At 38.8% G+C, this 12,678-nt stretch carries 6 protein-coding genes; 5 read left to right on the forward strand and 1 reads right to left on the reverse strand.

The annotated features are described in order from the left end of the window. Positions 1 to 6,864, reverse strand: a 6,864-nt coding sequence (locus ACLCDL_RS00005) for a beta strand repeat-containing protein (RefSeq protein ID WP_423145918.1), incomplete at its 3' end; no start/stop codon positions are given. Between the two features lie 245 nt (positions 6,865 to 7,109). On the opposite strand from ACLCDL_RS00005, the gene ACLCDL_RS00010 reads away from it, so the two are divergent. The 5 genes from ACLCDL_RS00010 to ACLCDL_RS00030 all read left to right on the forward strand — a co-directional run bounded on the left by ACLCDL_RS00010 (position 7,110) and on the right by ACLCDL_RS00030 (position 12,625). Next, the gene (locus ACLCDL_RS00010; protein WP_423145919.1) at positions 7,110 to 7,502 is read left to right on the forward strand and encodes a response regulator; all 393 of its coding nucleotides are present in this window, start codon (positions 7,110 to 7,112) and stop codon (positions 7,500 to 7,502) included. 418 nt (positions 7,503 to 7,920) lie between these two features. Continuing rightward, positions 7,921 to 8,574 carry a sugar transferase gene (locus ACLCDL_RS00015; RefSeq protein WP_423146354.1) on the forward strand — a complete coding sequence of 218 codons (654 nt, stop codon included), beginning with the start codon at positions 7,921 to 7,923 and terminating at the stop codon, positions 8,572 to 8,574. 19 nt (positions 8,575 to 8,593) lie between these two features. Beyond that, positions 8,594 to 9,268: a TolC family protein gene (locus ACLCDL_RS00020; RefSeq protein WP_423145920.1), complete on the forward strand. Its 675-nt coding sequence runs from the start codon at positions 8,594 to 8,596 to the stop codon at positions 9,266 to 9,268. A 1-nt stretch (position 9,269) separates the two neighbouring features. Beyond that, a complete protein-coding gene (locus ACLCDL_RS00025; protein WP_423145921.1) occupies positions 9,270 to 11,444 on the forward strand; it encodes an exopolysaccharide transport family protein in 2,175 nt (724 codons plus the stop codon). Positions 11,445 to 11,446: 2 nt separating this feature from the next. Next, positions 11,447 to 12,625, forward strand: coding sequence for a glycosyltransferase (locus tag ACLCDL_RS00030; protein ID WP_423145922.1), 1,179 nt, complete (start codon positions 11,447 to 11,449; stop codon positions 12,623 to 12,625). Positions 12,626 to 12,678 lie beyond the last annotated feature (53 nt).

The following is a 12,678-nucleotide window of genomic DNA, read 5'->3' on the forward strand; positions in this document are numbered from 1 at the left end:
ATCCAGTGAATAGCTTAAACTGCCCGTACCTCCGCTGGCGGTGATCGTGATCTCTCCGTCGGTACTGGTATTGCAGCTGAGCTGGCTTCCGTTGTAGTTCGAGTTCACTGCCGCACTGGCCGTAATGGCTGAGGGAGCTGTCAGGGTGATACTTACATCCGTGCTGCAGCCGTTGGCGTCTTTAATGCTGATTGTATGAGTACCTGCTCCTACACCTGCAAAGATATTCGAGGACTGATAAGTGCCTCCATCCAATGAATAGCTTAAACTGCCGGTGCCTCCGCTGGCGGTGATCGTGATCTCTCCGTCTGCTGTATTGTTACAGCTTAACTGGCTGCCGTTGTAGTCGGAGCTCACTGCTGCGCTGGCCATAATAGCTAGTGGAGCAGTCAGGGTGATACTTACATCCGTGCTGCAGCCGTTAGCATCTTTAACGCTGATCGTATGAGAACCTGCTCCTACACCGGTAAACACATTCGAGGACTGATAAACTCCGTTATCCAGTGAATAGCTTAAACTGCCAGTGCCTCCGCTGGCGGTGACCGTGATCTCTCCGTCTGCTGTATTGTTACAGCTTAACTGGCTGCCGTTGTAGTTGGAGCTGATCGCCGCACTGGCCGTAATGACTGGCGGGGCAGTGATCGTAATACTAAGAGGGGTGCTGCAGCCGTTGGCATCTTTAACACTGATCGTATGAGAACCTGCTCCTACGTTGGTAAAGATGTTCGAGGACTGATAAGTGCCTCCATCCAATGAATAGCTTAAACTGCCGGTGCCTCCGCTGGCGGTGATTGTGATCTCTCCGTCTGCTGTATTGTTACAGCTTAACTGGCTGCCATTGTAGTTGGAGCTCACTGTTGCACTGGCAGTAATTGCTGGTGGAGCGGTCAGCGTAATACTTACATTCGTACTGCAGCCGTTAGCATCTTTAACGCTGATCGTATGAGAACCTGCTCCTACGTTGGTAAAGATGTTCGAGGACTGATAAGTGCCTCCATCCCGTGAATAGCTTAAACTGCCGGTGCCTCCGCTGGCAGTGATTGTGATCTCTCCGTCTGCTGTATTGTTACAGCTTAGCTGGCTGCCGTTGTAGTTCGAGCTCACTGCCGCACTGGCCGTAATGACTGGCGGGGCAGTGATCGTAATACTAAGAGGGGTGCTGCAGCCGTTGGCGTCTTTGATGCTGATCGTATGAGTACCTGCTCCTACGTTGGTAAACACATTCGAGGACTGATAAGTGCCTCCATCCAGTGAATAGCTTAAACTGCCCGTACCTCCGCTGGCGGTGATTGTGATCTCTCCGTCGGTACTGGTATTGCAGCTGAGCTGGCTGCCGTTGTAGTTGGAGCTCACTGTTGCACTGGCAGTAATTGCTGAGGGAGCTGTCAGGGTGATACTTACATCCGTGCTGCAGCCGTTAGCATCTTTAATGCTGATTGTATGAGAACCTGCTCCTACACCGGTAAAGATGTTCGAGGACTGATAAGTGCCTCCATCCAGTGAATAGCTTAAACTGCCGGTGCCTCCGCTGGCAGTGATCGTGATCTCTCCGTCTGCTGTATTGTTACAGCTTAACTGGCTGCCGTTGTAGTCGGAGCTCACTGCTGCGCTGGCCATAATAGCTGGAGGTGCAGTCAGGGTGATACTTACATCCGTGCTGCAGCCGTTAGCATCTTTAATGCTGATTGTATGAGAACCTGCTCCTACACCGGTAAAGATGTTCGAGGACTGATAAGTGCCTCCATCCAGTGAATAGCTTAAACTGCCCGTACCTCCGCTGGCGGTGACCGTGATCTCTCCGTCGGTACTGACACTGCAGCTGAGCTGACTGCCGTTGTAATTCGAGCTCACTGCTGCACTGCCCGTAATGGCTGAGGGAGCTGTCAGGGTAATACTTACGTCCGTGCTGCAGCCGTTGGCATCTTTGATGCTGATCGTATGAGAACCTGCTCCTACGTTGGTAAAGATGTTCGAGGACTGATAAGTGCCTCCATCCAGTGAATAGCTTAAACTACCGGTGCCTCCGCTGGCGGTGATCGTGATCTCTCCGTCGGTACTGGCACTGCAGCTGAGCTGACTGCCGTTGTAATTCGAGCTCACTGCGGCACTGGCCGTAATGGCTGGAGGTGCAGTGATCGTAATACTAAGAGGGGTGCTGCAGCCGTTGGCGTCTTTGATGCTGATCGTATGAGTACCTGCTCCTACGTTGGTAAAGATGTTCGAAGACTGATAAGTGCCTCCATCCAGTGAATAGCTTAAACTGCCGGTGCCTCCGCTGGCGGTGATCGTGATCTCTCCGTCGGTACTGGCACTGCAGCTGAGCTGACTGCCGTTGTAGTTCGAGCTCACTGCTACACCGGCCGTAATGGCTGGAGGTGCTGTCAGGGTAATACTTACATCCGTGCTGCAGCCGTTGGCATCTTTAATGCTGATTGTATGAGTACCTGCTCCTACACCGGTAAATACATTTGAGGACTGGTAAGTACCTCCATCCAGCGAATAACTTAAACTACCTGTACCTCCGCTGGCAGTGATCGTGATCTCTCCGTCTGCTGTATTGTTACAGCTTAACTGGCTGCCGTTGTAGTTCGAGCTTACTGCTGCACCGGCTGTAATAGCTGGTGGAGCAGTCAGGGTAATACTTACGTCCGTACTACAGCCGTTGGCATCTTTGATGCTGATTGTATGAGTACCTGCTCCTACACCGGTAAACACATTCGAGGACTGATAAACTCCGTTATCCAGTGAATAGCTTAAACTGCCGGTGCCTCCGCTGGCGGTAATCGTGATCTCTCCGTCTGATGTATTGTTACAGCTTAACTGGCTGCCGTTGTAGTTCGAGCTTACTGCTGCACCGGCTGTAATAGCTGGTGGAGCAGTCAGGGTGATAGTTACTGATTTTTCACAGCCATTTGCATCGGTAACGTAAAATGTATAATTGCCGGCCGTAACTGCAAATATGTTTTGAGTCTGAGAGGCTCCTGTTCCATTTCTAAATTTATAAGTTCCTGTTCCGCCGCTAGCTGCCAACACAACAGTGGAAGTACTTCCCTTACAGAGAATTGATGTATGACTTTCCGTTAAAGAAAGCTGATTGGGCTGGCTAATTATTATAGGGACATTTTTTGCACATCCTATTGCGTCTTTAATTGTAACTGTATAAGTACCAGCAGCTAAATCAGTGCGATTTTTAGTTGTTATGCCATCATTCCATGAATAAGTATAAGGGCCCGTTCCTCCTGATACTGTTAGTGTGATTTTTCCATTTGAAACTCCATAGCAGGAGGCATTTGTAATTACAGGGCTTACCGTTAGAGCAGCTGGTTGTGTTATTGTAAAACTTTTAACTATCTGGCAACCCTGAATATCCTGGATTGTAACTGTGTAAGTTCCGGCAATTAAATTTGTACGGCTTGCTGAAGTACTTCCATCATTCCATAGGTATGCATAGGTTGAAGTACCGCCTGTTACTGCAATATTGATCGCTCCGTCATTCCCTCCGTAACAAGTAACATTAGATGTAGTTCCGGAAACCGAAAGAGCTGTGGGCTGGGTGATAGATATAACCTTGTTTGCAACCACTCCGTTTTTATCGGTTACATAAACAGTATAAGATCCGGGACCTAATCCACTTATGTCTTCCGTGGCTGCCCCATTGCTCCAGGAATAAATATAAGGTGACGCCCCGCCTGTCACACTGATATCTATTGACCCGTCAGAAGCTCCATAACAGGTTACATTCTTTGTCTGATTGTTTATTATTACTAAAGGAGGAAAATCATTATCCACTATTGTTAAAGTATGAACATTAATATTTCCTATAGTTCCATTACTGGGATTTTTTAATGTAAATACGATCGTTTCATCCCCTTCAATAATAATATCATCAATTATATTAACAGTAATATAAGCTGTGCTTTGCCCGTCAGCAAAATGAATCCTCGTAGTTGTTGGGCTATACGTATAATCTTTACTGCTACCTGAAATTGCGGTGCCGGCAATATCAAAATCAACATCAAAAGTTCCGAAGTAATTTCTTAGTAAATTAACTTTTACTGTTACAGTTCCTTTATTCTCATTAAATGAAGACTTTTCCACATCAAATGTAACTTCGGGAAAACTCACAACAGGTGGTTGCTCATATATAGTTAAGGTATGTTTAGGGATATTACCCAAAGAAGCATTTACAGGAGTTCCTAAATCAAAGATTACATTTTCATCAGGTTCTGGGAAAAGAATATTAGTATCGCTAACGATATTTAAAGTGATGTATTTAACAGTTTCACCCGGAGCAAAAATAATGGGAGAGCTTCCGGATACCATAGAATAATCTGAAGGGCTTTTTGCTGTGCTGGCCGAATTTATAGTATATGGAACAGTTACAGGATACGGGCTGGCATTACTTAACGAAACAGCAATAGTGGTTTGACCTACAGTTTCCATTACACTCGAGCTGGCAATCTGAAAAGAAACTTTTGGACAAGTTCCTGCTACTACCTGAGGATTTAAAGTTACAGAACATCCGTTGGCATCTGTGATAAGTACAGGATAATATCCCGCTGCTACATTTGTAATCTGATTGGTAGTCCAGCTTGTATTCGTATTCCATCTAAATGTATAAGGAGCAGTACCACCTGTAACAGTAAGCATTACTGAACCATCTGAAGAATCAGAACATTTGGTATTTACTGTTACGGCATTAACAGAAAGTGCGGCAGGTTCAATTATATCAAAGGATTTAGTTTGAATACATCCATAAAGATCTTTGACTATAAGCTGATATGTTCCGGCTGTTAATGCAGAAATATTTTGACTTGTTGAGGAAAAACCGGCAGGCCCGGTCCATGAATAACTATAAGGTGCAGATCCGCCGGTTATGTTAACATCAAGCTTACCATCAGTTCCGCCAAAACAGCTCACTGAACCGGGAGTTCCTGACATAGCAAGCGGATCAAAAGAAACCGTAACTTTAAATGAATACTCACAGGCACTGTTTACTTTTTTATGTGCAACATATGTCCCGCCGGTAGAAACAGCAGTAATCGGATTTGCAAAAAAAACATCGTTCTCATCAAATAACGAATACCCTGCTGGCAGACCCAGGTTAGAAACAAAAGTTTCGCAGGCCAGTGTAATGGAAATATCTGTTGGAAGAGCAATACAATTGGCAGGAGTATTAACAGTAAGAACCATGGCCCCCGGACCCGAATCACATTCACCAGAAACAGGTGCTGGTCCTGACTGTTTACTTGCAGGAGTTGTATTATTTACATTTCCATAGTAATTAATTGTACCGAAATTACTTATAGAACCACCGGAACATCGTAATTCATCACAATCATCAGTAACCTTAACAAGAAACTTCACTTTAACTGAAGCGCCTGAAGCAATACTACCGCCTGTACTGCTTGTTGCTCCCGCCCCTACACGAAAAACAACCCTGTTTTCGTCGGTAAGAAATTCCGCTTCATCGTCATTGCTGTTATCAGTTTTTGATACTCCCTGTATTTCTAATGAATTAGGAACATAATGTAAAAACTGAGGCAGGTCATTAACAATGTTTGACTGGATACTTCCATCGTTTCCAATATTAGTTGCCTCATAAACTATTTCCAGCACATCACCCGGATCCACTCCTACTCTCAATGGATTGGTTTGATTGGTATAAGTATGAGTAAATTTAAAATATGGATTAAAAACATCAATAGAAGTGGTAAGTACTCCAACAATATACGTATCATCATAAGTAGTAAGGCTTAACCTCGCTGAAGTGGCACTGTTGCTTATATAATTGAAGCTGCTATTATCGGGCATAATGATACTGCCATCATAACCCAATGTATTATTGTAAGCAGGATTCCTGGAAGTAACAACAGATCCGTTATTGGTAATGGAACTATTAAAAATATTATTCGGTTGATGTAAAACGTCGCTGATCTGTTGTCCGTTAAACAGCATGTAATCACCGTTTCTGCCTCTGTCACCTTCGTAAGTAACATAACCTAATTCGAATTTTACCGGCCCGACGGGAGGAGTAAGAAAGCCAGAAATATCAATATTAAGCGGATTGACATCTCCATTCATAATCCCGGCCAATCCATCGAACACTGTTAAATTCCGGTACGGTTTTAAATCATTTTTATATACTATAACAATTGTCCAGCCAGCTTCTACGTCGGTGGTATTTTCATTAGCAACAACATTTGCCAGCGTGTAGGTTCCGTTTGCTACCGCATTTGCATTAACAAGGGAAGTTATGTCTTTATAATACTGGTAATGTTTATTATTGTAAACTCCTGAATATTGATCGGCAGTTAAATCAACATAGTTCGAAGTAAGTGGAAGTTTTAATTTTACTGTGTTCCGGTTTGTGTACCTTGAATTTCCGGAGGTCGCTGCTCCACCCCAGTATAAACCGGCAAAAGTAATCTCAGAACAAGAGGGTAAGTCCAAATCAGCAGAACTGGAACTAAATGTTGCAGCATCTGTATCGATATCGATATATTTACTATTATAGCTGTTGTTATTTCCCGAACTTCCCGGTGGCATTTGATTAACGGCAGTACAACCGTTACAGCTAAGAATATTATTGGATACATAAACAATCCCACCCCGCTGCTGCGCCTGGTAGCGCTGAGAAAATGGTGTAATAATTGCCTGGCTGTACAGGTTTAAACTGAAAAATAAGGAGATGAATAAAGTAAAGAAGAAAAAATAATATCTCGGAATTATTCCTTTTCTGATTGAAACTTCAGAATCAGCACGAACAACAGCGACATTTCTTAGGTGAAAAAAAGCTCTATGATTTCCAGCTATGCTTTCAGGCTTTTTTTCAAAAAAAATGGAAGAAACAGTGCTTTTCACCCGCCAGAAATTTTACTTATTATAAAACTTTTGATTTTATACGATAATCATGTTGTTAAGTTTCTTTATATTTACACAACTGAGAAAAGTGATGAGTTAATTTCTCAGATTCTAAAAGGCCTTTTTATTTTAACGCTTTCATTTATGGAATAAAATGGCAAGATTCGTGCGATACTAAAAAATGAAACTAAAAGGGTAATATTTACGTAAGGAGGGCTAAAAAATTAACATCTCAAAACTGAAGTATGAAAAAACAAATACTTATTGTAGATGATGAGGTAAGTATTCTAAAGCTTTTGAATTTTGTTCTTTCTAAAGACTACAACCTGGTTATTAAGAATAGCGGCGTTGAGGCTTTAGGCTGGCTTGAGGAAGGCAATGATCCGGCTCTGATTATTTCAGATCTGCATATGCCCTATTTTGATGGCAGTTCATTTATAAGAAACTTAAAGATAAGCGGGTTTTACAGAAATACTCCGGTAATATTACTGTCAGGAGAAGAAGACCTCGAATCGCGGGTAAGCCAGATGCCTTTTACCGTTGACGATGTAATTCAAAAGCCGTTCAATCCTACGCGGTTAAAATCTTCCATTAACAATCTTCTAAATAAATACCATGGCGTTATTGCAGGAAATTGATCTTTCAACCAATGAGGCGCTGCATGTAAAAGTTGCATACGCAGGTAGTAAAATGAGGGAAATTATTGAAGATGGCTTTTCTTCTTTTTTCTCTATACATAGCGAGAATTCTGCAGAATTATTAGAACAATATTTAAACGATCAGTCCTTATTGACGCTTCCTGACATCATTTTATTGGAAACGGACGAAAATGGAAAATGGATATCTTTTATAGAAAAGACAAGGAAAAATCCATTATTACAGGGCTTGATAATTGTAGCACTTTCTGACAAATCCAATGAAAAGTTAAGAGATAAGGCGCTTAGTTTAAAAATTCATGACCTGTACACTTTTCCTTTTCCTTTAGAAGATCTGGCCGAAAGGTTAAGTTTTCTTGTAAAATTTAAACTGATAAAACCTGAGCTTGCCGAGCTATCTATGAAAATAGATACACGATATAAAGTACCTTTTTATAAAAGAACTTTTGACATCCTCGCATCAAGCGCTGCTTTGCTCTTCCTCTCCCCTTTCTTTCTGATTGTGGCTGCATTAATAAGATTGGAATCTAAAGGGCCCGTAATATATAAAAGCAAACGGGTAGGAACAGGTTATAAAATTTTCAATTTTTATAAGTTCCGATCAATGAAAATCGGCGCCGACCAGGATTTAAGCCAATTATCGGCATTGAATCAATATGCAAATTCTCCTGACCATGAAGGAGGGAAAACAGCTTTTGTGAAAATTAAAAATGACCCCAGGATTACGAAGATCGGGCAGTTTATCCGTAATACCAGTATTGATGAATTACCTCAGTTATTTAATGTACTGAAAGGAGACATGTCATTAGTAGGAAATCGCCCCTTACCTCTATACGAAGCGGAGATGCTTACATCGAATGAATGGTCAATGCGCTTTTTAGGTCCAGCCGGGTTAACCGGACTGTGGCAGATAAGCAAACGCGGAAAAGAAGAAATGTCGGAAAGAGAGCGAAAAAAATTAGATAACTTTTACGCTACCAATTACTCTTTCTGGCTTGATATGAAAATAATTCTAGGAACTATCCCTGCTTTATTACAAAAAGAACGAGTGTGAACGATTTAAGAATAAACAGATGCCTATTAAGTACACATCCATTAGTTTTTTATTGCTATTAAGTAGCCTTTTTTGTTATGGGCAAACTACCATGATGGATGATATCTCTTATCCATTTTTACAAAAATTAATTACGATAGCCAAGGAGAATTATCCAAAGACAAGATATTATAGCGAACGAGCCAAAGCAGCAAAAGCTGCAGTTACTACCAGAAAATTATCGTGGCTAAATTTTATCAGTGCCTCTTATATTTATCAGCCTAACAGTACAATAGACATTGTTAATCCAAGCTTATTTAACGGGCTTCAAGCTGGTGTATTCATCAATTTTGGCCTTCTATTACAAACCCCAAGTGAGATAAAAAAAGCCAAGGCAGAATATCGTTCATTAGTGGGAGAGGAACAAGAATATTATATACTGCTGGAAACAGAAGTAAAGAAAAGATATTTCGATTATATCAGGCTTAAAAAAACTTTAGAATTGTATTCAAATATTGTGGACGATGTAGAAAGTATAGAAAAACACCAAAGAACACAGTATGAAAAAAGTGAAATTACATTTAAAGAATTTAATGAAGCCGTAGTAGTGGTAGCCACGCACTCTGAGGAAAAAATTGAAACTGAAGCATCAATGCTAACAGCTAAAGCAGCATTAGAAGAACTATTAGGAAGGAAACTGGAATCAATTCAATAAGATGGATTTTACTAAATTCTTTAAACTGCTTTTTCGCCATCGTTTTTCATTAATTATCATTCCAGCCATAACTGTTATTATATCTTATTTTCTGGTTCGAAATCTTCCTGATAATTATCAATCGCAGGCCCAGATAGCAACCGGAATTGTAGATGAAACTCAAAAAGTCTTAAATTCAGATGACAGAGCGGTTCAGGAGTCACAAATAAATCAGGAATTCAGCAATCTGATAGAAATGATGAAAATGAATAAAATGATTGATCAGGTTTCCTATCGATTAATTATTCATGATCTAACTTCTCCTCATCCATTTAAAGAATGGAGTAAGCTGATGAAAACTTTGAATGAAAGTGCTAAGCAAAATGCTATAAAGGTATTTAAAGAGAAGTATAAAAAAAAAGAAGGGTTAAGCCTCTGGAATAAAGAACAGAATGGAATGTATGCACTCCTCCGTTCTATGGGATATGATGAGGAATCACTAAAGCAAAAATTATTTATCTATCGGGCTAATAATAGTGATTTTATATATATTGAATATACATCTCAAAACCCGGAATTATCAGCATACGTAGTAAATACACTATGTGCTGAATTTATTACTTACTATACCTCCATAGTTAAAGAAAATCAACAAAAAGCAGTGAATTTCTTGGATGCATTGTTAAAGGAGAAGTATAGAGCAATGAATCAAAAAATTTCCCTATTGAGAGATTATAAGATAAAAAACCGGGTTTTAAACTTATATGAACAATCAAAACTGCTTTATGGAATGATACTAGAGTATGAAACTCGCAGACAGGAAGCTGAAAAAAATATCGTATCACATGAAGGAGCTATACAAGGCATTGATTCTAAATTTGACATTAAAGACAGGCGATATGTTGAATCTACTTTAACACGCGTAAATGAAGATATTTTATCTAAAAAACAAAAGCTACGGTTACTTCAGGAGAAGTATATACAGAATAATTTTGATCCTCGTTTTAAAAAATCTATTGATTCATTAAAAGAAACCCTCACTGCCGACATAAATAAATTAACAGATAAATATATTTATAGCCCATTATCTGCTAAGCAAGATCTGGTACAACAAAAACTATCATTACAAATACAACAGGATATTGCAAGGTATAGTGTAAAAACTATTGAGACTGAATTAAGAGAACTTAATGTAGCATTTGATAAACTGGTACCCCACGAGGCTGTAGTACAATCTTACGAAAGAGATATTGAAGTTGCCAGTAAAGAATATTTGGAGATATTGAACAAATATAACCAAACCCACATGGAATCGGGTTATTCAATCAAACTCCGGCAGATTCAAATAGCAATGCCGGGTTTAGCCCTGCCATCAAAAAAAATGCTACTTGTTATTCTAAGTGGGATTATCAGCTTTGTTTTCTGTGCTGTTGTGTTATTTATACTGTTCTTCCTTGATGATTCTATTACACAACCTAAGGAGTTAGCTCAAAAAACAGGATTAACAGTAATCGGGCAATTAAAAAAACTACAGGGTTCAAAACTTGATTTATCTAAAGTATGGAGAGGGAACTCTAATAATAAAGATATTGAAGAATTAAAGGATCAACTCCGTTCTATCCGGTTTGAAATTGACAGAGATCTTAGCAAATCACTAAAAACCGTTGGCATAACAAGTATAAGGGCAGGTGAAGGAAAAACTTTATTATCAATAAATTTAGCGTTTGCTTATTCTATGATGAATAAAAAGGTACTGTTAATTGATGGAAACTTTTGCAACCCCTCAATTAGTAAAACCGTTCAGCCCAGCATTTACATAGAAGATCTTTTTAAGGACTCTAGTAATCAATCTCAGTTTGACAGAGACAATTTAATACAAGTGTTAGGCAACCATGGTGGAGATGTTTCTTTATTGGAGATAAACAAAGAAGAAGAAATTAGAGAAGTATTTGAAAGTTTAAAAACATTATTTGACATAATTATAATTGAAACAGCACCTCTTGAGCAAATCAGCAAATCAAAAGAATGGTTTCTTTTTACAGACAAAGTTGTGTCTGTATTAGAAGCCAATCAAACTATTAGAGAATCAAAAAAACAGTATATAGAATATCTGAAATCTCTTGATAAGAAACTTATCGGCTGGATTTTAAATAAAGTTCAAAATGAGCTTAATAAATCAAAAAATGTAAAGAGTTAAACATGTGGAGTACTATTTTGGATATAACTTTTCTATTTATTCAAAGCATAATTGGCTTTAATTTAATTTTTCCATTCGTTGTTTATCTAATCTATACATTAAAGAATAAAAATGTAAAAGTTAGTAAAGCGGGTAATGAAAGTGACTACGCAATAATTGTAACAGCATATGAGCAAGTAGATGCCCTACCTGGAGTAATAAATTCAATTCGAAAAATAAATTATCATAATTATTTAGTTTATATTGTTGCTGATAAATGTAACATTGAAGATCTGAGTTTTGATGATCCCAATGTAATTCTGCTAAAACCTGAAGAAACCCTTGCCAGTAATACAAGATCTCATTTTTATGCTATAAAACATTTCAGAAGAAATCATGATCGTTTAACTATTATTGACAGTGATAATCTTTTACATCCGGAATACTTGAATGAGCTTAATTATTATTTCGATTTAGAATTTGAAGCAGTACAAGGTATACGGGAAGCTAAGAATTTAAATACTAAATATGCTTGTTTAGATGCAGCAAGAGATATTTATTACCATTTTTATGATGGTAAAATACTATTTACTTTAGGATCATCTGCAACATTAGCAGGATCGGGCATGGCATTTACCACAGGTTTATACAAAGAATGCCTGGAAAACTTAGATATAACAGGAGCTGGATTCGATAAAGTTTTACAATTTGAAATAGTAAAAAGAAATAAAAAAATTGCTTTTGCTTCTAACGCGATAGTATTTGATGAAAAAACTTCGCAAACAGCCCAATTAGTTAATCAAAGGTCCAGGTGGATAAATACTTGGTTTAAATATTCAAATTTTGGTTTTACCCTAATTTTTGAAAGTCTTAAAAATTTCAGTTGGAATCAATTTTTATTTGGATTAGTATTATTAAGGCCACCGTTATTTATATTTCTTATTCTTTCTGTCATTTTCATGCTAATTAATATTGTATTTAATATATATGCTTCTTTATTTTGGTTTATTGGAATACTCGTATTTGTCATGAGCTTTTTCATTCCGATACTAAACCAACGGACGGATAAGCGAATCTTGAATTCTTTAATCGGAATTCCAAAGTTTATGTTTTTTCAAGTTATTTCTTTAATAAATGCACGAAGTGCAAACGAACGTTCTGTAGCTACTCAACACTACCAGAACCAGGAAGATATAGAATAATTATCCGATGAGAATACATCCAAAAGAAAAAAGTAAAGGAGCTTTAGATAATA

This window comes from Rubrilithobacter danxiaensis, assembly GCF_047272945.1.
Classification (GTDB): Bacteria; Bacteroidota; Bacteroidia; order Sphingobacteriales; family Sphingobacteriaceae; genus Rubrolithibacter; species Rubrolithibacter danxiaensis.